The sequence below is a fragment of the Pseudomonas sp. WS 5051 genome (genome assembly GCF_012985715.1).
Taxonomy (GTDB): Bacteria; Pseudomonadota; Gammaproteobacteria; order Pseudomonadales; family Pseudomonadaceae; genus Aquipseudomonas; species Aquipseudomonas bubulae.
Map to the genome: position 1 here is coordinate 38,995 of NZ_JAAQWV010000014.1, position 26,295 is coordinate 65,289.

The 26,295-nt window shown below is 60.0% G+C and carries 17 protein-coding genes; 11 read left to right on the forward strand and 6 right to left on the reverse strand.

From position 1 onward, the window contains the following. Positions 1–62 precede the first annotated feature (62 nt). From HBN79_RS19130 to HBN79_RS19155, 6 genes are all read left to right on the forward strand, one after another. Positions 63–653 (forward strand): TerD family protein, encoded by a 591-nt coding sequence (locus tag HBN79_RS19130; protein ID WP_169917041.1) that lies wholly within the window; start codon positions 63–65, stop codon positions 651–653. Beyond that, the gene (locus HBN79_RS19135) at positions 650–1,855 is read left to right on the forward strand and encodes a TerD family protein (protein WP_130872472.1); all 1,206 of its coding nucleotides are present in this window, start codon (positions 650–652) and stop codon (positions 1,853–1,855) included. Before HBN79_RS19130 ends, HBN79_RS19135 begins: the two co-directional genes overlap by 4 nt. Before the next feature lie 66 nt (positions 1,856–1,921). Continuing rightward, positions 1,922–2,371 (forward strand): tellurite resistance TerB family protein, encoded by a 450-nt coding sequence (locus HBN79_RS19140; protein ID WP_095002488.1) that lies wholly within the window; start codon positions 1,922–1,924, stop codon positions 2,369–2,371. A gap of 7 nt (positions 2,372–2,378) precedes the next feature. After that, the gene (locus tag HBN79_RS19145) at positions 2,379–3,425 is read left to right on the forward strand and encodes a TerC/Alx family metal homeostasis membrane protein (RefSeq protein ID WP_095002489.1); all 1,047 of its coding nucleotides are present in this window, start codon (positions 2,379–2,381) and stop codon (positions 3,423–3,425) included. A 26-nt stretch (positions 3,426–3,451) separates the two neighbouring features. Then, positions 3,452–4,027, forward strand: coding sequence for a TerD family protein (locus tag HBN79_RS19150; protein ID WP_016783512.1), 576 nt, complete (start codon positions 3,452–3,454; stop codon positions 4,025–4,027). Between the two features lie 39 nt (positions 4,028–4,066). Beyond that, entirely contained in the window at positions 4,067–4,645 is a 579-nt protein-coding gene (locus HBN79_RS19155; RefSeq protein WP_095002490.1) for a TerD family protein, read from the forward strand. 234 nt (positions 4,646–4,879) lie between these two features. Here HBN79_RS19155 and HBN79_RS19160 read toward each other — a convergent pair whose 3' ends face one another. Continuing rightward, the gene (locus HBN79_RS19160; RefSeq protein ID WP_169917042.1) at positions 4,880–7,849 is read right to left on the reverse strand and encodes an autotransporter outer membrane beta-barrel domain-containing protein; all 2,970 of its coding nucleotides are present in this window, start codon (positions 7,847–7,849) and stop codon (positions 4,880–4,882) included. A 182-nt stretch (positions 7,850–8,031) separates the two neighbouring features. Between HBN79_RS19160 and HBN79_RS19165 the strand changes: the two genes are divergently transcribed. The 5 genes from HBN79_RS19165 to garD all read left to right on the forward strand — a co-directional run bounded on the left by HBN79_RS19165 (position 8,032) and on the right by garD (position 18,093). After that, the gene (locus tag HBN79_RS19165; RefSeq protein WP_169917043.1) at positions 8,032–12,744 is read left to right on the forward strand and encodes an AAA domain-containing protein; all 4,713 of its coding nucleotides are present in this window, start codon (positions 8,032–8,034) and stop codon (positions 12,742–12,744) included. A 263-nt stretch (positions 12,745–13,007) separates the two neighbouring features. Beyond that, on the forward strand, positions 13,008–13,757 hold the full coding sequence (locus tag HBN79_RS19170) for a FadR/GntR family transcriptional regulator (protein WP_095002585.1): 750 nt from the start codon (positions 13,008–13,010) through the stop codon (positions 13,755–13,757). 353 nt (positions 13,758–14,110) lie between these two features. Beyond that, positions 14,111–15,022, forward strand: coding sequence for a 5-dehydro-4-deoxyglucarate dehydratase (kdgD, locus tag HBN79_RS19175; protein ID WP_095002493.1), 912 nt, complete (start codon positions 14,111–14,113; stop codon positions 15,020–15,022). A gap of 150 nt (positions 15,023–15,172) precedes the next feature. Next, entirely contained in the window at positions 15,173–16,528 is a 1,356-nt protein-coding gene (locus HBN79_RS19180) for an MFS transporter (RefSeq protein WP_095002494.1), read from the forward strand. Positions 16,529–16,539: 11 nt separating this feature from the next. Next, on the forward strand, positions 16,540–18,093 hold the full coding sequence (gene garD, locus HBN79_RS19185) for a galactarate dehydratase (RefSeq protein ID WP_095025637.1): 1,554 nt from the start codon (positions 16,540–16,542) through the stop codon (positions 18,091–18,093). 115 nt (positions 18,094–18,208) lie between these two features. Here the strand turns inward: garD and HBN79_RS19190 are convergent, their stop codons facing one another. The 5 genes from HBN79_RS19190 to nirB all read right to left on the reverse strand — a co-directional run bounded on the left by HBN79_RS19190 (position 18,209) and on the right by nirB (position 26,160). Beyond that, complete coding sequence (locus tag HBN79_RS19190) at positions 18,209–19,609, reverse strand: metallophosphoesterase family protein (protein WP_153379364.1); 1,401 nt, start codon at positions 19,607–19,609, stop codon at positions 18,209–18,211. A 279-nt stretch (positions 19,610–19,888) separates the two neighbouring features. Beyond that, on the reverse strand, positions 19,889–20,665 hold the full coding sequence (cobA, locus tag HBN79_RS19195; protein ID WP_095002496.1) for a uroporphyrinogen-III C-methyltransferase: 777 nt from the start codon (positions 20,663–20,665) through the stop codon (positions 19,889–19,891). 10 nt (positions 20,666–20,675) lie between these two features. Then, positions 20,676–23,393 carry a nitrate reductase gene (locus tag HBN79_RS19200; RefSeq protein WP_095025636.1) on the reverse strand — a complete coding sequence of 906 codons (2,718 nt, stop codon included), beginning with the start codon at positions 23,391–23,393 and terminating at the stop codon, positions 20,676–20,678. Further along, positions 23,393–23,710, reverse strand: a complete 318-nt coding sequence (gene nirD / locus HBN79_RS19205) for a nitrite reductase small subunit NirD (RefSeq protein ID WP_095002498.1) — start codon at positions 23,708–23,710, stop codon at positions 23,393–23,395. Before nirD ends, HBN79_RS19200 begins: the two co-directional genes overlap by 1 nt. Further along, the gene (gene nirB / locus HBN79_RS19210) at positions 23,707–26,160 is read right to left on the reverse strand and encodes a nitrite reductase large subunit NirB (RefSeq protein WP_095002499.1); all 2,454 of its coding nucleotides are present in this window, start codon (positions 26,158–26,160) and stop codon (positions 23,707–23,709) included. Before nirB ends, nirD begins: the two co-directional genes overlap by 4 nt. Positions 26,161–26,295 lie beyond the last annotated feature (135 nt).

Sequence of the window (26,295 nt, forward strand, 5' to 3'; positions counted from 1 at the left end):
GCAAAGCATGTCAATAATCAGTAATTACCTATCGTGCTTCAGTGCAGACAAGGAGACGTTTCATGGCCATTTCGCTGTCCAAGAATCAAACCATCTCTCTCGAGAAAGAAGCGGGAGCCGGTCTCAAGAAAATTCGCATGGGCCTGGGCTGGGATCCGGTCAAGCCCAGCGGTTTTTTCGCCAAGCTGCTGAGCAGTGATACCGCCATCGACCTGGATGCTTCGTGCATCCTGCTCGACAGTGCCAAACAACCGCTGGACCTGGTGTGGTTTCGCCAGCTCAAGTCCAAAGACGGCTCCATCGTGCACTCCGGCGACAACCGCACGGGTGAGGGCGATGGCGACGACGAGTCGATCCAGGTCAACCTGGAGCAGCTGCCAGCCGTGGTCAAACACCTGGTGTTTACCGTGAACTCGTTTACCGGGCAAAATTTCGAAGCGGTAGAAAACGCCTACTGCCGTATCGTTGACGAGCTGACCGGCAAAGAGCTGGCGCGCTTCAACCTGTCGGACAAGGGCCGTCACACCGGCGTGGTCATGGCATACATCAGCCGCACATCGGCGGGCTGGGACCTGACCGCCATCGGCACCGTGGCCAATGGCCGTACCGCCCAGGATCTGGCCACTGACGCAGCCCAGGCGGTGCGCTCATGACCACATTGACCCCGGGCGCCAACACCGGCGTTGCCAGCGGTACCCTGAGCGTCACCGTCAGCTATACCCCGGTGACCGGCGCGGACCTGGACGTTTCTGCGTTTTTGCTCAATGAGTCGGGCAAGGTGCGTGGCGACAACGACATGTGCTTCTTCGGCCAGCAAAGCGTCAATAATGGCGCGGTCAAGCTGGTGGAATCGGCTGCAGGTCGCAGTGTGTTCAGCGTCAATCTGGACGCCATTGATCAGGCCATCGAAAAAGTCGCCCTCACCGCAACCATCTATGAGAACAAGGCCCGTTTCGACGCCTTCCCGCAGTTGACCGTAACGGTGAGCGGCGGCATCGAAGCACCGATTCCGACCCAGGGCATGCAGGAAACCGCGTTGATCCTCGGCGAGTTCTATCGCCGTCAGGGCGTGTGGAAGTTCCGCTGCGTAGCACAGGGTTTTGCCGGTGGCCTTGCGCCCTTGGCCGAGCACTTTGGGGTTGATATTGCGGCTCCTGCTCCTGCTGCAGCGCCGACGCCACCTCCAGCGCCTCCAGCACCAGCACCAGCACCGGCACCGGCACCGGCAGCGAAGATCAATCTGTCGAAGATCACCCTGGACAAGCAGCGTCCGTCCATCAGCCTTGAGAAAAAGGACGGTGACTTCGGCGAGATCAAGATCAACCTCAACTGGAACCGTACCAACCCCAACGCCGGGGGCGGCGGCTTCTTTGCTTCGCTGCGCGGCAAGTCGGGCGGGATCGACCTGGACGTGGGCTGCCTGTACGAAATGGAGAACGGCCGCAAAGGCGCGGTACAGGCCCTGGGCAATGCCTTCGGTGATTTCCGTGACGAGCCGTTTATCCAGTTGATGGGCGACGACCGCACCGGCTCGGTAAGTGACGGCGAGTGGTTGCGCATCAATGGCAAGGAGTGGCGCAAGATGCGTCGCGTGCTGGTTTACGCGTTCATCTACGAAGGTGCCCCGAACTGGCAGGCGACTGACGGTGTCATCACCTTGTACATCCCGGGTGAGCCGCCGATTGAAGTGCGCCTGAGCGAAGAGGGCGGGACCAAAGGCATGTGCGCCATTGCTTTGCTTGAAAACGTCGGTGGCAGTGTGAAGGTCAACCGTCGGGTTGAATTCTTCAAGGGCCACTCTGACATGGATAAAGCGTTTGGTTGGGGTATGCGCTGGGCTGCCGGCTCCAAATGAGCGCTCTGTAAGTGGCCGCCTGATGAAACAGGCGCCGTACCTGCAATTTCTGACAAGGTGACTCCAATGCTCGAATGGCTCAAAACCAACGCAAGCGCCGCCCGTGACAAGCTCTCGGCGGAAGTCAGCAAATTCAAGAACCGTGAGTTTATGGAAGCCGTGGTTTCCGGTTGCGCACTGGTGGCCGCTGCCGATGGCAATATCAGCAGCGACGAAAAACAGAAAATGGTCGGATTTATTCAAAACTCCAATGAGTTGAAGGTCTTTGACGTCAAGGACGTGATCAAAGCTTTCAACGCTGTGTGTGAAAAGTTTGAATTTGACCAGCAGATCGGTCGCGCTGAAGCGCTGAAATCAATCGGTCAGCTACGTAAAAAAGAAGATGCCGCCCGCCTGCTGGTGCGTGTTTGCTGCGCAATCGGTAGCGCCGACGGCAACTTCGATGAAAGTGAGCGGGCTGCCTGCCGCACTATCTGCAATGAGCTGGGGCTGAACCCTGGCGATTTTGATCTCTGAGGACATCATGGAAAACACGGCAATTGGCTTTCCGCCAACTACCATCGCTGTATTTGTGGCTCTGGCGGTCATTGCTCTGGCAATCGACCTGTTTACCCACAAAAGCGATAAACCGGTCTCGCTGACCAACGCCGCCGTCTGGTCGGTGTTCTGGGTGGTGATCTCGCTCATGTTTGCGGGCTACCTGTATGTGGCCCACGGCCCAAGTGTGGCCAGCCTGTTCGTTACCGGTTACGCGCTGGAAAAAGTACTCAGCGTCGACAACCTGTTCGTGTTCATGGCGATTTTTGCCTGGTTCAAGATCCCGGACGCATTGCGTCACCGGGTTCTGTACTGGGGCATCATCGGCGCCATTGTGTTCCGCCTGATTTTCGTGGCGATCGGTACTGGCCTGCTGGCGTTTGGCCCTTGGGTCGAAGTGCTGTTTGCCGTGGTCGTGGCCTGGACCGCAGTGATGATGTTGCGCAGCAAGGAAGAGGATGAGGAGGAGGATTACTCCAAGCACATCGCCTACCGTTTTGCGAAAAAACTGTTCCCGGTCTGGCCGAAGCTGCACGGGCATAATTTCTTTGTTTCACGCAAAGAGCTTGAAAAAGAGATCACGAAGCCGCAGAACAAGGGAATGACTCTTGTAGGCAAGGGCGCTCTTTTTGCTACCCCACTGTTTTTGTGTGTGGTGGTGGTTGAGGTTTCAGACATTCTGTTTGCCTTCGACTCCGTACCGGCAGTGATTGCCGTGAGCCGTGAACCCTTGATCGTGTACTCGGCCATGATGTTCGCCATTCTGGGTCTGCGGACCATGTACTTCGTTCTCGAAGCACTGAAACGCTACCTGGTGCACCTGGAAAAAGCGGTTATCGCCCTGCTGTTCTTTATCGCCGGCAAGCTGGCCCTGAACGCAACCGATCACCTGTTTGGCCATGGTTATGAAATTGATCCAAACACCAGTCTGATTGTGGTGTTGGTGGTCTTGGCTATCGGTATCGTGGCCAGCATCATCTTTCCCGGTAAGGAAGAAGAGCAATCCGACGTTAACAACGACACGAAAGCTTGATCGCACATTACTAAGGAGAATTACACATGGCACTTTCCCTTTCCAAAGGCGGCAACCTGTCTCTGTCCAAAGAAGCCCCCGGGATGACCAAAGTCCTCGTGGGTCTGGGCTGGGATGCTCGCTCCACCGATGGTCAAGACTTCGACCTGGATGCGAGCGCTTTCTTGCTCAAGGCTGACGGTAAAGTACGCGCTGACTCCGATTTCATTTTTTACAACCAGCTCAAAAGCGTGGACGGCTCGGTTGAACACACGGGCGACAACCGTACCGGTGAAGGCGACGGCGATGACGAGGCGATCAAGGTCGACCTGTCCAAAGTACCCGCTGACATCGACCGGATCGCGTTTACCGTGACCATTCACGAAGCTGACGCTCGCCGTCAAAACTTCGGTCAGGTGCGCAATGCTTTCATCCGCATTGTGAACCAGGACAACAACAGTGAAGTGGCGCGTTATGACCTGGCAGAAGACGCCAGCACCGAAACCGCGATGATCTTTGCCGAGCTGTATCGCAATGGCGCCGAGTGGAAGTTCCGCGCTGTGGGCCAGGGCTTTGCTGGCGGTCTCAAGCCATTGGCGGAAAGCTACGGCCTGAAGTTTTAATCTGCACCCCATCAACTTTTCATATAAGGGTTCACGAACATGGCAGTAAGTCTGAGTAAAGGCGGCAACGTCTCCCTGACCAAAGAAGCACCTGGCCTGACCGAAGTGGTTGTAGGCCTGGGTTGGGACCCACGGGTTACTGACGGTCAGGAGTTCGACCTGGACGCCTCGGTGTTTATCGTTGGTGAGAACGGCAAAGTGCTGAACGACGGCAGCTTTGTGTTCTACAACAACAAGACTTCGCCCGACGGCAACGTTGTGCACCAGGGCGACAACCGCTCGGGCGCCGGCGACGGTGATGATGAGCAAGTAAACGTCAACCTGTCGGGTCTGTCGCAAGAAGCCAAAAAACTGGCTTTCGCGGTGACCATTCACGAAGCGGATGGCCGCAAGCAAAACTTCGGCCAGGTATCCAACGCTTACATTCGCGTTCTGAACAAGGCTGACGGCAAGGAGCTGGCACGTTTTGACCTGAGCGAAGACGCTTCGACCGAAACCGCGATGGTGTTCGGCGAGCTGTATCGCAATGGCGAAGAGTGGAAGTTCAAGGCAATTGGTCAGGGCTTTGCCGGTGGCCTGGCGCCATTGGCTTCGAACTTTGGCGTTAACCTGGGCTAACCCCCGGCGTTAAACGAAAGGCCCTCCCCGGTATCGGGGAGGGCCTTTTTTTTGTGTATAAACACCTGTAGCAGCTGCCGAGGAACGAAGGCTGCGTTCGGCGGCGAAGCCGTCGTGAAATCAGACACTTCGCTGCATCAGATAGATTGAACGCTCAGGTTTTACGAGATCTTCGCCCTCGAACGCAGCCTTCGTTCCTCGGCAGCTGCTACAAGTATTCCACGCACCGCTTGATCAAAACCTCATCTGCCACTGCCCCATCAGCCCGTGGTTGCGGCTGTTGCTGCCGATATCGCCGGTATAGCCCACCCCCAGGGTCTGCCTGGCAGAGACGCCAAGATCCAGCCCGGCCTCCAGCACCAGCGAGTTGCGATCCAGCGCACTGCCCTCGACATCAAAGGCCGATCCGCCCAGCACAAAGGCCTGGTTGGTTGAGCTGCTGACATCACCATAGAGGTGTTTCCAGCCAGCGCTCAGGCGGGGTGTGATGCTCATGCCGTTTTCGAGCTGGTTCAGATGCGCCAGCCGTACACCCAGGGTGCTACTGAAGTTGTCCTGGGTTTGCCGGTCAACCTGCAACGCCGCGGCACCGCCTTTTTCGGTGTAGCTGTCACGTTGATAACGCTGATAACCCAGGTTGGCATACGGCTCGGCACTCAGACGACCGCTGCCCAGGGCGTAGCCCAGTTCGGCAAAAGCCTGCTGGCTGCTGGCGTGGTAGTCCCCCTTGGGCTGATCGCTGAAGCTGTTGAATATCACGCTGCGTTTGCTGTCGCCGTTATGGCCGCTATACGCCGCCCCCAGGCGCAGGGCCAGCGCACCGCTCTGGTGGATGGCATAGGCGCCCGCGTGCCAGCTGTTGACCCTGCCCTCCATGCCGGTGCTGTCCACGTCGGTTTTTGAGTAGCCGCCCAGTACGCCCATGCGCCAGTCCGGGGTTAGCGCCCAGTCGGCACCCAGTACACCGCCTTTGGTACGTTGGGTCAGGTCGCTGTTGCCGTGGATTGCGTCCAGCCGGCCATAGCTGCCCAGGCCCTGCAGCCAGAGCCTGCCCCGGGCATTCGGGTCGTTGAGGTTGCGCACGCCCGGCACCAGGCCCGTGGCGGCCAGGGCAGGGGTATCATTGGCTGCACTGGCAACCTGTAGGCCACCGCCTGCGCCCAACGACTGCATGGCCGCCAGCATGCTGCTGCCCACCTGCAAAGAGGCGCCCAGTGTGGCGCTGCCCAGGCTCGCATTGCTGCTGGCGGATAGCTGCTCGATGGCGGCGCCCGCCGTCTGTGCCGAGGTGTTGAGCAGGGCGTTATACAGCGCGTTGCCGGCCTTTAGCTGGCTCAGGCCGATGGCCGCACTGTGGCCGTTGGCGCTGCTGGCATAATCGGTAAATGCTACGTCATTGCGCGCATAGGTCAGCTCGACGCTGGTGGGGGTGTAGTTGAGGGTCGGGGTGAGGAAGGCGTAATCGCTGGTGACTTTGCCAAAGGTGCCGTCGATGGCCGCTGCGTTCAGCACCCTGTACTGGCTTAGCCACGGATAGGTACCGCTACCGGCATTGATGGCCAGGGTCGAGCCATTGAGGTGGACGGTGCCGCCAACCTGCACCGGTGCGCTGCTGCCATCGGCATTGACGCCATAGGCCAGGGTCGCGCCGCTGCTCAGGGTCAAGTCATGGCTGATGGTGGCGCTGCCCAGCTGCGTGTCGGTTTGCAGTGTGCCGTTGACCTGCAGGTTGGCGACGCTGCCACCACCGGCATACATGCCACCTTCATCGACAGTGATAGCGCCGCTGATGGCTCCCAGGTTGACCAGGCGGGCGCCGCTGAACACCTCGCCGCCGTCACTGAAGTCGTTGTGGCTGGTGAGGGTCCAGCTGCCGGACTTCACGTCCAGCCATTCAACGTTCTGGCTATTGCCGAAGCGGCCACCGGCCGGGTCATCCAATGTCACCCGGTCGTAGCCGCTACCGCCGTCCACCAGGCCGTCGAAGCGGCTGGCGCTGCCCAGGGTCAGGTGGTCATCGCCGCCGCCGAGGTCCAGGGCCAGACCATTGCTGCCACTGATCAGCCCCTTGTTGCTGACCACATCATCGAACTCTCCCACAAATCTGACGGCAAAACCGTCCAGCCCTTTGATTGTGCCGTTATTGATCAGTCGGGTGGCCGCGACCCCGGGGCCATCGCTGCCGTCATCCACCAGCACCGCATTGTTGGCGCCACTGATGAGTGCACCTGCGGCGTTGTAGAGATAACCCCCGCCAAGGGCGATACCTTCGCTGCCATTGGCAAAGCCGTTTTTATCGACGCCACCGGCGCCGGTGCCCTGAATCACCCCATAGTTTTCGATATGGGCGATCAGGTCGATATCCACGCCATCGCCGTCACCGTTGGGCTTGAGCCCGGAGTAGGCGCCGGTGATGGTGCCGTAATTGATCACGGTGCCGTTGCCGTCCGAACCAAAGCCCGAGCCGTTGCGCCCGGTGACTTCGCCGTAGTTGACCAGGGTTGCGCCCAGATCGGTGGTCATGCCGTGGCGACCACCTGAAAGGGTGCCGTGGTTGGTCACGGTCACGCCGGTTGCCGAGTCAATATCGATGCCGTCGAATTTGTTGTCGTCGGTCAGGGCATCACCCGATGAAATCTCGCCGTAGTTGAGGATTGTGGCGTTGGAACCGGTTTTCATGCCGTCACTGAATTCGCCGCGGATCAGCCCACCCTCGCGGTTGATAAGGGTGGTCTGGACACCCTCGCTGCGCAGCGAGTCGAGGTCGATGGCCTGGCCACTGCCGGTCGAGCGCACAGTGCCACTGTTGTCGATCAACACACTGCCACTGGTGAAATTGGTGTCGATTCGCAAAGCATCGTTACTGCCCTGAATCGTCGCGCCGCTGCGATTGATAATGCTGTAGTTGCGTTCACCACGGGTACTGCCGCTGGTATCGATGGCTCGCCCGCCTGTCGAGATCAAGCTGCCGGCGTTGTCGATGACGACACCTGAGCCGCGGGTGTCGTCTTTCAGAGTGACCGCCACCTTGGTGGTGGTCAGGCTGCCGCTGGGCGTCAACGTCAGGGTGTCGTTGCCATTGAGGGTCAGGCTGTCGGTGCTGGCGGTGCTGAGGAGGGCCGCTTTGGCAAACGCCACAGGGGATAAACAGCTGGTACTCAGCAGTGCAAGGGTGAGCGCAAGACGCTGGGGTGAGGCGGGCATGACGAACGACCTTTTTTGTAATAATAAGGTCGTCATGTATAGCGAACAGGTTTTACAAAATGATGTATCCGAATACCACCAGAACCTCTGTATCGTGTCGGCCATTGTAAGAAATTTCGCTTTTACTCGGCGCTTCCAGATTCTGTCGAAGTGCCCCCTTATCGAAGTGGTTCAGCTCACCCATGGAAACAGTACGTGCCCGTCTTGCCGGCCTGATTGAATTTGTTAAACAGACCGCGCTGATGCAAAAGCGGCCGGCGTTAACACTTAGCCAACACAGCGCCTTCAGTGCCAGCGAAGAAAAATTGCGGGCGTTGCCCGGGGTCAGCCTGGATCTGCACAACGGCGAGGAAGACGAAGTCTGGCTGCAGCTCGAACGTCTGCATGAGCGCAAGCCACCGGCGCCCCTCAGCCCGCTGCTGGGGTTGTGGATCGAACTCAAGGGCACGCCGCAGACCGAACCGGCACTCAAGGTCCGCCTGGCACGGGAGGTCCTGATCAACAGCACGGCGATCTCCGAGGACGAACGCTCGCGCTTGATGCCTGTAGCTCTGCAGATCGGGGAAGACGTCGCTGTCGAAGAGTGGGTCAATCTGGAAGACTGCCTGGATGCTGGCGAGATCCGTGCGCAATTCAAGTCTTACAGCCAAACGGCCTGGCGCCTGTGGGCCGCTGAGGAAAAACAGCGGCGCAAAAGCATCGAACTGTATGCCGAGCTTTTTATGCTGGTGCAACAGATGCAGGGCAACCTGGGGGATGCGCAGCTGGAACTGGTGTGGGGCCTGGGGGTTTCGACGTGGGAACATCCCGTGGTCGGTGTCATCCATTACCCGTTAATTAGCCAGTTGGTGGAGATCGCCATCAACCCCGACAGCATGGCCATTGAAGTGCGTCCGCGCGCTGCCGAGCCACACCTGGAAGTGGATGCCTATGTGGCGGCCGATATTGCCGGTGTCGGGCCGCTGGCAACCCTGGCCAAGGATTTTTTCCAACAGGATCAGGCCGGCATCAGCCCGTTCAACGCCGCCAGCTACGAGCCGGTAATTCGTTCAGCATCGACCCTGCTCGATGCCCATGGTCAGTTTTTGCCGGTGACGCTGGCCGAGGGCGATCGATCCGTCCCCAAGGCTGCCGAGTTCTTGTGTGTCACCGATACCTGGTGCCTGTTTGCCCGCGCCCGCGACAGCAATATGTTTATTGAAGACCTGGGTCGCTTTGAAGCCGGGATCGAGGAGGCCGGTGAGCTGCCGGCGGCCTTGCGGGCCATTCTCACCGAACCGTCCAGTGTGCTGGAAGATGTGGTCCTGCCACCGTTTCGTGGTTTGTCCTACGTCAGCGGTACCCAGGGGGATGATGCGCCGGCGGCAAAAGCCCAGGAGCTGTATTTCCCCAAACCGTACAACGATGAGCAGGTGCAAATCATCCAGCTGCTGCAAGTGCACGATGGCGTTGTGGTGCAGGGCCCGCCCGGTACGGGCAAGACCCATACCATCGCCAACGTCATCAGCCATTACCTGGCCAATGGCAAGCGGGTGCTGGTGACGTCGATGAAAGACCCGGCCCTGGCGGTGCTGCAGGAAAAACTCCCGGAAGCCATACGTCCGCTGGCAATCAGTTTGTTGAGCAGTGAAGCGGACGGCATGAAGCAGTTCGAGTTTGCCATTCAAAAGATCTCAGCTGAAGTACAGCGCATCGATCGTGCGCTGTATAAGCGCGAAATCGGGCAGATTGACGACGAAATCAACACCCTTCATGGTCAGATGGCCGGCGTTGATCGTGAGATCACTCATTGGGCCGAGCGTAATCTGTCGGACCTGGAGATCGACGGTGAGCGCCTGAGCCCTACCCATGCGGCCTTGCAGGTTGCGGCGGCCCAAGATGAAATCAGCGGTTTTACCGACCGGATCGGCGTGGACGAAGCGTATCGTCCGCGCTTTACGTTGCAAGACATCATCGCCTTGCGCGAAGCCCGGCTTGAACTCAAGGACTCACTGGCCTACCTGGGCCAGAAACTGCCGCAGCTGGCTGACTTCCCGGACGCGCAGACACTGATTCAGGTGCATCAGGATCTGGCTCAGGAAAGCCAGCTGCAGCTCAAGGAAAGCACCGGCGAAGTGCCGCGCCTGCTGGATAACAGTGCCGAAACCCTGGAGCAGGCCCAGGCGCTGGTCGAGCATTTGGGCCAACTGCAAACCCTGCGCACACAGATCAGCACCTCGGGCCACAGCTGGGCCGCGCCCATGCAGGCTTGTCTGATGCGTGGTGGCAACGATGATGTGCTGGCGCTGTTTGCCAGCCTCAAGGGCGAGATCGAAGACGCGCTGGCAGGGCGCAAGGCCTTTGTGGCACGACCGGTAAGCCTGTCGTTCGAGTTGCATGCGCAACCCGAGGTGGTAGCAGCTATCGATAACATGGCCCAGGGGCGACGCCCGTTCGGCTTGTCCGGCCTGCTTGGCAAGGGCACGCAAAAACAGTTGCTGGACACCATTGTGGTGTTGGGCAGCAAGCCGCAAAGCGACCAGGACTGGCAGCATGTGCAAGCCTTTGTGCACTTCCAGCAACACAGCCGTACCTTGCTGCTGCGCTGGAATGCGCTGGCCGCCGAAATACCCTTGCCGACGCTGGAAACCGACGCCGAACAACTGATGGCAGCGGCCCGGGCGATCGAGCAGTTCGATGCCATTGTGCTCACAGAGCAGGGCGAAGCCCGTGCCCACCGCGAACTCAAGCAGCTGCTCCCGGACTGGGCCGAGGTTAGCCAGTTGCGCAGCAACGCATCGGTATTGGCCGAGGCCGAAAGCATCCTGCGACACTACCTGATACGCCATCGCCTGGCGGCCACCTGGGCCATCAAGGAAACCTTCAACAAAGCCCTGGCCGGGTGTGGTGGCGATATCAGTGAGCAGTTGCAAGGCTTTCTGGATTTGAGCCTTGGTCAGCCTCAGGTTGATACCGCCTTACTGCAAACCCGGTGGTCCGCGCTGATGGACGAGTTGCGCCGGGTGATGGCCCTGGCCAGTGCCCTTGAGACCGTACAGCGGGTAACCGACCTGATCGCGCAAAGCGGCGGCCTGCTCTGGGCCGCCCGTTTGCGTGAAGAGCCGGTCGTCGGGCCGGTCGACGGCCTGCTCCCGGACAACTGCCTGGATGTGTGGCGCCTGAGCCGTCTGGCCCGCTACCTCGAAAGCATCGACGGACGCGAAGACCTCAAGCGATTGTTCAAGTTACGCGGTGAGCTGGAGCTGAGTCTGTCGCGTCTTTATCAGGATGCGGTGGTCAAACGAACCTGGCTGCGGCTGTCGGAAAACGCCACGCCGAGTGTCAGGGCAGCCCTTGAGCTGTACCGCACCGCAATCCGCAAGATCGGCAAGGGCACCGGCGTACGCGCCGGGCGTTATCGTCAGGATGCGCGACTGGCGGCCGATGTGGCGATCTCGGCCATCCCGTGCTGGATCATGCCGCATTACCGCATTTGCGAAAGCCTGCCCGCGCAGTACGGTGCCTTTGACCTGGTGATTATCGACGAAGCGTCGCAGTCGGATCTCAGTGCATTGCCGGCGTTGCTGCGGGCGAAAAAAGTGCTGGTGGTGGGCGATGACAAACAAGTATCGCCCGATGGTATCGGCATGGAAGAAGAGCGCGTGCAGAACATGATGGCGCGCTTTCTGGGCAATCAGGTGGGCCTGTATCGGCCCTTGATGTCGCCCGAGCGTTCGCTGTATGACCTGTTCAAAGTGGTATTTGCCAAGAGCGGCACCATGCTGCGCGAGCATTTTCGCTGTGTGGCGCCGATCATCGAATACTCCAAGCGAGAGTTCTACAACCACGAACTCAAACCGCTGCGCCTGCCGTTGATGACTGAGCGTCTTGACCCGCCGCTGGTGGATCTGCTGGTGATGGACGGGGAGAAGAAAGGCAAGTTCAACCTTGGCGAAGCCCAGGTGATCGTCGAGGAAATTCGCCGCCTGATCGCCCTGCCGCAGATCACTGGACGCAGCATCGGCGTGGTCTCGCTGCTGGGCGCCGAGCAAGCGCAAAAGATCATGCAGATGCTGACCAAGGAGCTGGGTGAAGAGGCTATTACTCAGTTCCAGATCAGCTGTGGCGATGCCCGCACGTTCCAGGGCAAGGAGCGCGACATCATGTTCCTGAGCATGGTGGCCTCTCCCGGCGATTGCTTTGCCAACAGCCGCGACTCGATAGCCCAGCGCTTCAACGTGGCCGCTTCGCGGGCACGGGATCGCATGTACCTGGTGCGCAGTGTCGAGCTGACCGACCTCAGCCCTGTGGACAGTTTGCGCCGCGGCCTGATTGAGCACTTTGAAAGCCCTTTTACCCAGGATGCTGCGCAGGTCAGTGATCTGCGCGAGTTGTGCGAATCCGGCTTCGAGCAGGAGATGTACGATGAGCTGACCCAGCGTGGCTATCGGGTGATTCCGCAGGTGGGCGTTGGCGCGTATCGCATCGACATGGTGGTCGAGGGCGACAACGACAGTCGCCTGGCCATCGAATGTGACGGCGACCGCTTCCACGGCCCGGACCGCTGGGACAGCGACATGCGTCGCCAGCGTATTCTGGAGCGGGCGGGCTGGCGTTTCTGGCGTTGCTTTGCATCGGCTTTTACCCTTGATCGTCAGCAGATCATTGATGATTTGCTGGCTACCTTGAAGGCAATGAACATCGAGCCTGCCAGCGGCGAAGGCGCGGCGCCGAGCATTCATGTCGAGCGCCGTCAGGTATATGGCTTTGAACGCGCAGGAACAGTCACCGAGGAGGGCCGTGTGCGGGCCCATGATAACCGTCCGGCCAAAGACCCGTTTTTGTTCTGGGTACCGGACGACACATTGGCCGTGAGCGATGTCGAGGCTGAGCAGCCTTTGCCACTGACCGTCTGATGGTCGCCGGGGAACAGTAGGCGCGAGCCTGCTCGCGATACCGTGACCCGGCCAGCCAGACCGCAGCGCCCGTATTACAGGCAGGCCAGCCCCTTGGGGTTTTGCGTTGTCATGTGTCAGCAGGTGATCGTACAACCACCTTGAGCTATGATGCGTCCATACGGGGGCGCGATTTCGCAGTGTTCAGGTCGGCCAAGGCGATAGATCAGCTGCTTTAATCATCAATGCTTCCGATCCTTTTGATTTCGAGAAAAATGTTCACCATGGAAAACCACAACGACGTACCCCGCCTCCCTCGCAAGCGCCGCAGCCTGGCGCAAGAGTTGGTGACGGTGCTGTCCGAGCAGATCCGCGACGGCATGCTCAAGCGCGGCGACAAGTTGCCCACCGAGTCGGCGATCATGGAAGCCCATGGTGTTAGCCGTACGGTGGTGCGCGAGGCCATTTCCCGACTGCAGGCCGCAGGGCAAGTCGAGACGCGACACGGCATCGGCACCTTTGTGCTGGATACACCGAGCCCGAGCGGTTTTCGCATCGATCCGGCAACTGTCGTCACATTGCGCGATGTGCTGGCGATTCTTGAGTTGCGCATCAGCCTGGAGGTTGAATCTGCAGGGCTGGCGGCGCAGCGTCGCAGTGCCGAACAACTGGCCGCAATGCGCGCAGCGCTGGATGCCCTGAATGAAAACACCGCGCGTAACGGAGATGCCGTGGCCTCGGATTTTCAGTTCCATTTGCAGATTGCACTGTCGACCGGCAACCGCTACTTCACGGACATCATGACTCACCTGGGCACCAGCATTATCCCGCGAACCCGGCTCAATTCGGCGCGTCTGGCCCATGATGACCAGCAGCAGTACATGGACCGCCTGAACCGTGAACACGAAGAAATCTACCAGGCTATTGCCCGTCAGGATTCGGAAGCGGCCCGCGCTGCCATGCGCCTGCACCTGACCAACAGCCGCGAGCGCCTGCGCCATGCCCATGAAGAGGCAGAGGCGCAGCGCGGGTAGGGCGTCCTCCACCTGTGGGAGCGGGCTTGGCCGCGATCGTATCGACGCGGATTGCCTGACAGAACGCGGCGCTTGCATGGCGAGCAAGCCCCTCCCACAGGGTATTGCTGCGTAAGATGAGCTGTTCTACGACAACCTGTCACTTACCAAAAATTAAATTTCACTTTCACCACACTCCACCAAAGCCCGTACTAGACGGGTTTTTTTGTTTTTATCGAAACTGATTCGCCCCAGGGCAGCCACGATTTCAAGAAATGAGATTGACGTTCGTTTTTTAAGTTGTACGATGACGTACGACGCAACGAATCGCTAACGTATTTCTCATCACAATGTGCTCCCAGGGTGTTCGAATAATGAATCCACAAGAACTGAAGTCCATCCTCTCTTCCGGTCTGTTGTCCTTTCCGATAACCGACTTCAATGCTCAAGGTGATTTCCACCCTGAGGGTTACATCAAACGTCTGGAATGGCTGGCTCCGTACGGCGCTTCGGCCCTGTTTGCCGCTGGCGGCACGGGTGAGTTCTTCTCCCTGGCAGCCAGCGAATATTCGCAAGTGATCAAAACCGCAGTCGATACCTGCGCTACCAGCGTGCCGATCCTGGCCGGTGTCGGCGGTTCGACCCGCCAGGCCATCGAATACGCTCAAGAAGCCGAGCGCCTGGGCGCCAAAGGCCTGCTGCTGTTACCGCATTACCTGACTGAAGCCAGCCAGGACGGCGTTGCCGCCCACGTTGAGGCTGTGTGCAAGTCGGTAAACATCGGCGTGATCGTCTACAACCGCAACGTTTGCCGTCTGACCGCACCGCTGCTGGAACGTCTGGCCGAGCGCTGCCCCAACCTGATCGGCTACAAGGATGGCCTGGGCGATATCGAATTGATGGTGTCGATCCGTCGCCGCCTGGGTGATCGCTTCAGCTATCTGGGCGGCTTGCCGACGGCCGAAGTGTACGCCGCGGCCTACAAGGCACTGGGCGTTCCGGTTTACTCTTCGGCGGTGTTCAACTTTATCCCGAAAACCGCGATGGAGTTCTACCGTGCGGTGGCCCGTGACGATCACGGCACGATCGGCAAGATCATCGATGAGTTCTTCCTGCCGTACCTGGACATCCGCAACCGCAAAGCCGGCTACGCGGTCAGCATCGTCAAGGCCGGGGCCACCATTTCCGGTTACGGCGCAGGCCCGGTGCGTACCCCGCTGACCGATCTGCTGCCGGACGAGTACGAGGCGCTGGCAGCCTTGATCGACAAGCAAGGTCCGCAGTAAGCAATGACCAAGGCCGCTGAGTAATCAGCGGCTTTTTACGTAAAGGAATACGATCGGTGGCTCACGCAGCTCCCACATAAGTTCCACCCGTCAGCTACAGCCAAAACAGATTAACCCGCACATAAAAATAATCAGTGGGAGTAGTACTACATGCAAGCGACCAAGCCGACGCATGTCCGTTATTTGATTTTGCTCATGCTTTTTCTGGTGACCACGATCAATTATGCCGACCGTGCCACTATCGCCATCGCAGGTTCCAGCCTGCAAAAAGACCTCGGCATCGACGCCGTGACCCTGGGCTATATCTTCTCCGCATTTGGCTGGGCCTATGTGGCCGGGCAAATCCCCGGTGGCTGGTTGCTCGACCGGTTCGGCTCGAAAAAAATCTATGCTCTGAGCATCTTTACCTGGTCCCTGTTCACCGTGCTGCAAGGCTTTGTCGGTGAATTCGGCATGTCCACGGCCGTGGTGGCGCTCTTCATGCTGCGTTTTCTGGTGGGGCTGGCCGAAGCGCCGTCCTTTCCCGGCAACGCCCGCATCGTGGCCGCCTGGTTCCCCACCGCCGAACGTGGCACGGCCTCAGCTATTTTCAACTCGGCGCAATACTTTGCCACCGTGCTGTTTGCACCGTTGATGGGCTGGATCGTGTATTCCTACGGTTGGGAGCACGTCTTTATCGTGATGGGTGTGTTCGGCATCGTCTTCTCGGGCATCTGGCTCAAAGTGATCTACAGCCCGCGTGAGCACCCGCGCATCAACGAAGCGGAGTTCAAACACATCGCCGACAACGGCGGCATGGTCGACATGGACCAGAAAGGCAAAAAGGCCGACGGCCCCAAGTGGGACTACATACGCCAACTGCTGACCAATCGCATGATGCTCGGCGTTTACCTGGGTCAGTACTGCATTAATGGCATCACTTATTTCTTTCTGACCTGGTTCCCGGTGTACCTGGTGCAGGATCGCGGCATGACCATCCTCAAGGCCGGTTTTATTGCCTCACTGCCGGCGGTCTGCGGGTTTATCGGCGGCGTGCTGGGCGGGGTCATTTCCGATTACCTGCTGCGCAAGGGCCACTCCCTGACCTTCGCCCGCAAGGCGCCGATCATCGCCGGCCTGCTGGTATCGAGCAGTATCGTGGCCTGCAACTATGTGGACATTGAATGGATGGTGGTGGGCTTTATGGCCCTGGCCTTCTTCGGCAAGGGCGTGGGCGCACTGGGCTGGGCCGTGGTTTCCGACACCTCGCCCAAGCAGATCGCCGGCTTGAGCGGCGGCCTGTTCAATACCTTCGGTAACATCGCCTCCATCACTACCCCGATCGTCATTGGCTACATCATCAGTGCCACCGGCTCGTTCAAATGGGCGCTGGTGTTTGTCGGTTGCAACGCACTGGTGGCGGTCTTCAGCTATCTGGTGATCGTCGGCCCGATCAAGCGTGTGGTACTTAAAGAACCACCGACCAGCGACCCGAAAATCGCTGACATTTTACCTGTCCATATTTGAGGAGCGGCGTCATGACGTTGATTGAACATTCCGACTCACCGCGCTCGATCCGCCTGCACCCGCGGGATAATGTCGCGGTGGTGGTCAACGACCAGGGCGTACCGGCGGGTACTGTGTTTGCCGACGGGCTGGTGACGGTGGATTTTGTCCCCCAGAGCCACAAGGTCACGCTGGCGGCTATTGCCGAAGGTGGCGAGGTGATCCGCTACGGTCAGGTGATCGGCTATGCCCTGCAAGCCATTGCGCGGGGCAGTTGGGTCAATGAGGACCAACTGCGCATGCCCACCGCACCGCCGCTCGATAGCCTGCCACTGGCCACCGATGTTCCCGCACCGCAAATGCCACTTGAGGGCTTCACCTTCGAGGGTTATCGCAACGCCGATGGCACGGTCGGGACGCGCAATATCCTCGGCATCACCACCACCGTGCAGTGTGTGACCGGCGTGCTGGACCATGCGGTCAAGCGTATCAAGGACGAGTTGTTGCCCCGTTACCCGCATGTCGATGATGTGGTGGCCCTGACCCACAGCTACGGCTGCGGCGTGGCGATCAGCGCCACCGACGCCTATATCCCGATCCGTACCGTGCGCAACCTGGCGCGCAACCCCAACTTGGGTGGCGAAGCACTGGTGATCAGTCTGGGCTGCGAAAAGCTCCAGGCCGGCCAGGTGATGCACGAAAACGACAGCTCAGTGGACTTGAGCGAGCCGTGGTTGTACCGCTTGCAGGACTCCAGCCACGGCTTTACCGAAATGATCGAACAGATCATGGCGCTGGCCGAAGTGCGGTTGAAAAAACTCGATCAACGTCGCCGCGAAACCGTGCCTGCGTCCGAGCTGATTTTGGGTATGCAGTGCGGTGGCAGCGATGCGTTCTCCGGCATCACTGCCAACCCGGCGTTGGGCTTTGCCTCGGACCTGCTGCTGCGGGCAGGGGCGACGGTGCTGTTTTCCGAAGTCACCGAAGTGCGCGACGCTATCTACCTGCTGACTTCCCGTGCTGCCAACGAAACCGTCGCCCGAGAACTGGTGCGTGAAATGGACTGGTACGACCGTTACCTGGCCAAGGGTGAGGCGGATCGCAGCGCCAACACCACGCCGGGGAACAAGAAAGGCGGGCTGTCGAATATTGTCGAAAAGTCCCTGGGCTCCATCGTCAAATCCGGCAGCAGCGCGATCAATGGCGTGCTGGGGCCCGGCGAACGGGTCAAGGGCAAGGGCCTGATTTTTTGTGCCACGCCTGCCAGCGATTTTGTCTGCGGTACTTTGCAACTGGCCGCCGGTATGAACCTGCACGTATTCACCACAGGTCGCGGCACGCCTTATGGGTTGGCCATGGCACCGGTGGTGAAAGTCTCGACCCGCACTGAGCTGGCCCGACGCTGGCCGGACCTGATCGATATCGACGCCGGGCGCATCGCCACCGGGCGCGCGAGCATCGAGGAACTGGGCTGGGAGCTGTTCCATTACTACCTGGACGTGGCCAGCGGTAAACAACACACCTGGGCCGAGCAGCACAAATTGCACAACGACATCACCCTGTTCAATCCGGCGCCGATCACCTAGAGCAGTGAGGTGCCCCCGAACCCTGTAGATACCTTCCAGTGGGAGCGAGCCTGCTCGCGAAGGTCGTTCGCGAGCAGGCTCGCTCCCACAGTTGAAGTTTTCCCGTAGCAGCGGGTTACTTGGCCCTTGAGCTGCAGGCGAAGCCGTCGGGGCCAGCCGTTTGCGTGCAGGCGCGTTCGGCGGGCAGGTTTTTCACCGGCTCGCGCAAGTGGTTGCGATTTTTGCCGTCGCGCTCCAGGTCAAAGGCGTCATACAACTTGCCAGCCGCGGTGTAGCTGCGCACCTTCAGCCTTGAGTCCTGTACGTCGACCGTCTGGTACAGCTGGGTTTCTTCAGCACTGCGATCTGGTTGCTGCCGGGCCCGGTCATTGAGGCCATACATCTTCGAACCCGCTACCGAGACCATATACACCGGTCCCTGAATCTTGCCGCCGGCTTGTGCGGCTTTGGACGCAACACGCCCGGCCTCGTTGCTGACACGGCTGTAGCAGTGATCATGGCCCTGCAACACCAGATCCACCGCATAACGCTCGAACAGCGGCTTCCAGGCAGTTTTCAACGGCTCGGTATCTTCGGGGCGGGCGCAGGTGTAGACCGGCTGGTGAGTGACCACGATATTCCAGCGTGCGGGGCTGGTTTTCAGGCTCTGCTCAAGCCAGCGGGTCTGTTGATCAAGGGTGCCCATATCGAGCGCCGAGGTGCCATCAAGGACGATAAACCGCACACCCTGATAGTCGACAAAGTAGGTGGTGTCTTTGAGCCCATCAACACCGTTTTGCGGCAGGGCGAACTGGCGGCTCCAGTGCGGCCCGAGAGTGCGGGTTTCGCTGCCGTCGGGGTTGAGGCCGTCGAGGTATTCGTGGTTGCCGGCGGCCACTAGCTGGGGAATCATCCCGTAATTGAAACCACCTGCCTGGTTCCATTCGCCCCATTGATCGTCGTGTACCAGGTCTTCGCGTTGCGACACCAGGTCCCCGGCATGCACGATCAACGCGGGGTTGGCCACGCTCTGCAAGGCCTGGCGAATGCTGCGCGAGGCCAGTGACAGAATGTCGTTCTGCACATCGCCCATATAAATAAAGTTGAACGGCTTGAAAGTCTTGGTCGCAGTGTGGAACTGCAACCACTCACTCCAGCCGTCGCTGCCCTTGACCCGGTACACATAGGCCGTGCCCGGCTGCAGGTCGTGCAGGCGTACCTGGTGGAACAACGCCGCGCCGTTCTCGTTGTCCAGGCTGATGCTTGTGCCCTGGACCTCATGCGCCGCCTTGGCCAGTTGCGGGCCATCGAGGGCAGGAGCCAGTTGCAGCTGGCTGGTCTGCTGGCGGGTATCGGTGCGGAATGTAACGGCCATTTCCCTGGCAGGATCGGCCCCGGGGGTCAGCACGATACGGTCGGCCAGGCCACTGGCGGCATAAGGCGCGCCGGGGGAGTGGGGCAGCGGCGTGTCGGGGGCGGCGCAAGCGCTGTTGATCACGGAAAAAAGCGCGAGGGCCAGTAATGTGGGGCGAATCATGGGGGCTCCTTGAGGGCTGAATGCCCGTCAAGGAAACAAAGCCCCATGACACCGGGATGACGGCGGGGGTCGATTTGGCTCAGTCACAAGTCGCTTTGCGCGTGGCTTGTGGCCCGCAGCGGGGTAAACGTTGAGGCGAAGGGGGTCGTTTGAGATCACCCCTTCTGCGCCATTTCTGTAGATACTCTGTTGCCGGTCAACTCTCCCTGTGGGAGCGAGCCTGCTCGCGAAAGTCGTTCGCGAGCAGGCTCGCTCCCACAGTTAAAATTCCCTTCAGAACTAGCGGGTTGCCTGCATCGCGGGCAAGCCCGGCTCCCACACATTCTCCTCCCGTGATGGTTGTGCCGCGCTGGATGCTGCCACGCGACCAATCACCAGAATCGCCGGGCTCTTGAGTTCAAACGCCTGGGCATCTTTCTCCATCGCCGTCAGGTCGCTGCGGCATTCGCGCTGGTGGGGCAGGGAGGCATTTTCGATCATGGCCACCGGCATGTCCGCCGTCATGCCGCCCGCCAGCAATTGTTCGCGGATCTCGCTCAACTTTGCTACCCCCATATACACCACCAGGGTCGTGCCGCTTTGCGCCAGCGCCTGCCAGTTCACCTGGCTGTCATCCTGGGTGTGTGCCGTCACCAGCGTCACGCCACGGGCCACGCCGCGCAGGGTCAGGGGGATAGCGCATTGCGTCGCGCCAGCCAGGCCGGCCGTGATGCCATTGACCAGTTCCACCTCAACCCCGTGTTCACGCAACCACTGTGCCTCTTCGCCGCCACGGCCGAAAATGCATGGGTCGCCGCCCTTGAGTCGAACCACGCATTTGCCGTGGCGGGCATAACGCAGCATCAGGCGATGAATAAACGCCTGTGGAGTCGAACGGCACCCTCCGCGTTTGCCCACCGAAATCACCCGCGCAGCGGGGCAATGCTCCAGCACCGCGTCATTGACCAGATCGTCAATCAATACGACATCTGCTTCGCGCAGGGCGCGCACGGCCTTGAGCGTCAGCAGTTCCGGATCACCCGGCCCTGCGCCCACCAGCCAGACTTTTGCACTCATTGTGATTTCCTCACGGGTTAATGGCGACCGGCTGCGCCTGGGCAGTCAGCAAGCGCTTGATTTGCGGGACACAGGAGCCGCATTGCGTCCCGCAGCCCAACGATCTTTTCAGTCCCTGCAAGTCCAGCCCTTGGGCGATGCCAGCCTCAATCACGCTCTGACTGACGTTCTTGCAATTGCACACAATCGAGTTGCCAGCGGTCGGGGCGTTGGCGTTGCCCGGTGGCGCGCTCAGTGGCGCCAGCAGCCAGCGGCGCAATTGCTCGTCGGCGCGGCCTTCCTGCCACAGGTTTTGCAGCCAGTGCCGTGCCAGGGTTTCGCCCGCCAGACGAATCGCAGTGATGCTTCCGTGCTCGATGCGCACCCGCTTGCCAATGGCGCGGCGCGGGTCGTCGTAAGCCAGTACCGGCCCCTCGTTGAGCCCCAGGCATTGATCAATCTCGCGTAGCAGTTGCGGATCGGGTGCGCTGGCGCTGGCGGCACGGATCAGTAACGCAGGGCGCTCGCGGCCAGTCAGGCTGAAACTGACGTACGAAAAGGTTTCGCAGAGCTGGCGCAGTGTCTCGAAGTTCTGTTGAACATCACCCTCGATCAGGGCGAAAAGGTGCCAAGGTAATTGCGCCGGTTCCAGGCGCACGGCGCTGTGTTTGAGTTCCGGTTGTTTGGACAGCGGGTCAAACGCTGGCACGGTCAAGGTGTTGACCCCGCCCTTGAGGAAGCGGTCACCCCAGTGCATCGGCAAAAACGCCTGCCCCGGGCGCACGCTGTCGTCGCTGCTGACTGGAACAATCACGGCGCCGCGCCGACTCTTGAGGCTGACCAGATCTCCGGGCTGCAGGCGATGACGGCGCAACTCGTCCGGGTGCAGGCTCAACACCGCTTCGCTGACGTGACCGAACAATTGCGCGGCCGTGCCGGTGCGGCTCATGCCGTGCCATTGGTCGCGCAGGCGACCAGTGATCAGCGTGAGGGGGAAGCGTGCGTCGCGCTGCTCCTTGGCGGCGCGGTAGGGCTCGGCCACGAACTGCGCACGACCGGTGGCGGTAGGGAATACCCCGTCCAGATACAGCCGCGCAGTGCCTTCACGGGCCCCTATCGGGAAAGGCCACTGTTGCGGGCCGATGGCATCGAGCACTGCATGGCTGATACCCGACAGGTCCAGATCACGGCCAGAGGTCAGGTGCTTGTATTCGTCGAACACCTGGGCTTCAGTTTCAAATGCAAACAGGCTGCTGTGCTCGGGACGCAGATGTTTTTCCAGGCGCTGTGCGAAATCCACCGTAATTGCCCAGTCCGGACGGGCTTCCCCCGGTGCCGGAATGGCTTTGCGTACATGGGAAATACGCCGCTCAGAGTTTGTCACTGTGCCGTCCTTTTCCCCCCAACTGGCGGCGGGCAACAGCAGGTCGGCGAAGGCCGCGGTTTCGGTGGTGTGAAACGCCTCTTGCAGCACCACAAACGGGCAGGCCTGCAACGCCGCCCGCACGGCAGTCTGGTCCGGCATGGATTGCGCGGGGTTGGTGCAGGCGATCCACACGGCCTTGACCTTGCCGCTGGCCATTTGCTCAAAGAGTTCGATGGCGCTCAGGCCGGTGTTCTGTGGCAGTTGCTCAACACCCCAGTAAGCGGCGACTTCGGCCCGGTGTTCGGCATTGGCCGCATCACGATGGCCGGGTAACAAGTTGGACAGGCTACCGGTTTCGCGCCCGCCCATGGCATTGGGCTGACCGGTAAGCGAGAACGGCCCTGCACCCGGGCGGCCGATTTGCCCGGTGGCCAGATGCAGATTGATCAGGGCGCTGTTTTTCGCGCTGCCGGCGGTGGACTGGTTCAGGCCCATGCACCACAGCGATAAAAAACTTGGCGAGGTGCCCACCCATTCGGCGCATTGCTGCAGTTGCTCGACGCTGATGCCGCACAATTGCGAGACCATCTGTGGGGTGTAATCGCGCACCAGGCTTTTCAGCTCGGGCAGGCCCTGAGTGTGGGCCTGGATAAAGTCGCGATCGACCCAGTCTTCCCACAGCAATAAATGCAAAATCCCGTGAAACAACGCGACGTCGGTGCCCGGTAAAATTGCCAGATGCAGGTCGGCCAGATCGCAGGTATCGGTACGCCGCGGGTCGATAACGATGACTTTCATCTGCGGACGTCGGGCTTTTGCCTCCTCCAGGCGGCGAAACAGTACCGGATGTGCGTAGGCCATATTGCTGCCGACGATCATCACGCAATCGCTCAGCTCCAGGTCTTCATAGCTGCAAGGCGGCGCATCGGCGCCCAGGCTTCGTTTGTAGCCGACCACGGCCGAGGACATGCACAGCCGCGAATTGCTGTCGATATTGTTGGTGCCCACCAGCGCCCGGGCCAGTTTGTTGAAGGCGTAGTAATCCTCGGTCAGCAACTGCCCCGAGATATAAAACGCCACGCTGTCGGGGCCGTGCTCGGCGATGGTGGCGGCGAACACATTGGCCGCGTGATCAAGGGCGCTGTCCCAGTCGCTGCGACCACGGGCCAGTGCCTTGCCCAGGCGCAGTTGCGGGTACAGCGCACGGGCATTGAGGTCGCCGGTCAGGTGCAGGGTCGAGCCTTTGCTGCACAGCTTGCCATAGTTGGCCGGATGCGCCGGATCGCCGCTGACGCCGAGAATACGCTCGCCATCATGTTCGATCAGCACGCCGCAGCCGACCCCGCAGTAGCAGCAGGTGGAGGCGGTGATCTGGCGGCTCATCAGCCTGCGTCCCGCAGGGCCAACTGCACACGGCCATTTTCCACCCGCGCCTGATGGTGGTGGGCGCAACCGATGTCCGGAGCCTGGGCTTCGCCGCTTTGCAGATCGATCTGCCAGTTGTGCAGCGGGCAGGCGACGCGCTTGCCGTAGATCAAACCCTGGGACAACGGGCCGCCCTTGTGCGGGCAGCGGTCGTCGAGGGCGAACACTTCGTCGTCGCTTGTGCGAAAAATCGCGATATCACCCTTCGGTCCGCTGATGATCCGTGAGCCCAGGGTGTTGATTTCTTCAAGTGAACAGATATCGAGCCAGTTCATGCCGGCACCTCCAGATTGTTCACGGGGATGACCTCGAACTCCTTTTTCAGCAACGGCTGCACCAGGCGCTCTTTCCACGGGTCTTGCTCAAACGACAGGGAAAACTGCAGGCGATCATTGAGCGCCTTGCGCCGTTCGGGGTCTTCAAGCACAGCCTTTTTGATGTGCTCCATACCGACCCGTTGCAGGTAATGCACGGTGCGCTCGAGGTAGAAGGCCTCTTCGCGATACAACTGTAAAAAGGCACCGTTGTACTCGCGGACTTCTTCAGCCGTTTTGAGCTTGACGAAGAACTCGGCAACCTCGGTTTTGATCCCGCCATTACCGCCGATATACATCTCCCAGCCTGAGTCCACGCCGATAATTCCTACGTCCTTGATGCCTGCTTCCGAACAGTTGCGCGGGCAACCGGACACTGCCAACTTCACCTTGTGCGGCGACCACATATTGAACAGATCGTGTTCCAGTTCGATGCCCAGTTGCGTCGAGTTTTGCGTGCCGAAGCGGCAGAACTCGCTGCCCACACAGGTCTTTACCGTGCGGATGGATTTGCCGTAGGCATGCCCCGAGGGCATGTCCAGATCCTTCCACACGCCCGGCAGGTCGTGTTTTTTTATCCCCAGCAGATCGATGCGCTGCCCGCCGGTAACCTTGACCATCGGCACGTTGTACTTGTCGGCCACATCGGCAATACGCCTCAGCTCGGAGGGGTTGGTGACGCCGCCCCACATCCGCGGGACGACGGAATAGGTGCCGTCTTTTTGAATGTTTGCGTGGGCCCTTTCGTTTATTAGCCGTGATTGCGGATCATCGCGGGCCTCTCCCGGCCAGGTGGAAATCAGGTAGTAGTTGAGCGCCGGGCGGCAGGTGGCGCAGCCGTTGGGCGAGCGCCAGTTCAGGTAGCGCTGGGTGTCGGCGATGGTCAGCAAATGTTGCTCGCGAATGGCCCGGCGGATTTGTCCGTGGTTCAGGTCGCTGCAGCCGCAGATGGCTTTTTCGCTTTTGGGTTTGACGTCCGCCGCGCCCCCCACGGTGTTGATCAAAATCTGCTCCACCAACCCCGCGCATGAACCGCAGGAGCTGGCCGCCTTGGTGTGCTTTTTGACCTCATCAACGCTGAACAGCCCGTGCTCTTGAATAGCCTTGACGATGGTGCCCTTGCACACGCCATTGCAACCGCAGATTTCGGCGGTGTCGGCCATGCTCATGGCCTTGTCCTGGCCCTGATGGCCGACATCGCCTATGGCATTTTCACCAAACATCAAATGATCGCGGATCTCACCGATGGCGTGATTCTCACGGATTTGTCGGAAGTACCAGCCGCCGTCTGCGGTGTCGCCGTATAGGCAGGCTCCCACCAGAATGTCGTCCTTGATCACCAGCTTTTTGTAGACCCCGCCGATCGGGTCGCTGAGGGTGATGATTTCAGTGCCTTCACCGCCCATAAAGTCGCCTGCCGAGAACAGATCGATGCCGGTGACCTTCAGTTTGGTCGACGTGACCGAGCCCTGATAGCGGGCAAAACCCAGTTGCGCGAGGTGGTTGGCGCAGACCTTGGCCTGCTCGAACAGTGGCGCCACCAGGCCGTAAGCGATGCCGCGATGGCTGGCGCATTCGCCGATGGCGTAAATGCGCGGGTCGTAGGTTTGCAGGGTGTCGTTGACGAGAATGCCGCGATTGCAGGGGATGCCCGCCTGCTCGGCAAGCTCGGTATTGGGCCGAATACCGGCAGCCATCACTACCAGATCTGCAGGGATGATCTCGCCGTTCTTGAACTCCACCGAGCCCACCCGGCCATTGCCAGCATCGTGCAGGGCATTGGTCTGTTCGCGCAGGCGAAAATGCAGGCCGCGTGCTTCAAGGGCGTTTTGCAGCAGTTGGCCGCTGATCGGGTCGAGTTGGCGATCCAGCAGCCATTCGCCGATATGCACCACGGTCACATGCATGCCGCGCAGCATCAGGCCATTGGCTGCCTCCAGCCCCAGTAGTCCGCCGCCGATGACCACCGCGTGTTTATGGGTTTTGGCGGTATCGATCATCGCCTGGGTATCGGCAATATCGCGGTAGCCGATCACACCGTCCAGGGTGTTGCCGGGGATCGGCAGGATAAAGGGCGTAGAGCCGGTGGCAATCAGCAGACGGTCGTACTCGGCTTCGGTACCGTCTTCGGCGATAACCCGGCGCCTGGCCCGGTCGATCTGCACCACCTTGCGGTTGAGCAGCAGCTTGATGTTGTTGTCCAGGTACCAGTCCAGATCGTTGAGCACTATCTCCTCGAAGGTCTGTTCCCCGGCCAGAACGGGCGAGAGCAGGATACGGTTGTAGTTGGCGTGAGGTTCGGCGCCGAAGACCGTAATCTCGTACAGCTCGTTGCTCAGTTTGAGCAACTCTTCCAGGGTGCGAACCCCGGCCATGCCGTTGCCGATCATCACCAGTTTGAGTTTTTTCATCAGGTTCTCCGCGAGCAAGGCCGGCCTTCTGGGGGGCATTGCGGCCTTGCTCGACACATTGTGCAAAAACAAAAAAAGGCGTCCCGCTAGTTGCCTAGCGAGGACGCCTTTGTCCTTGTCCCGTTCTCTCGGGAA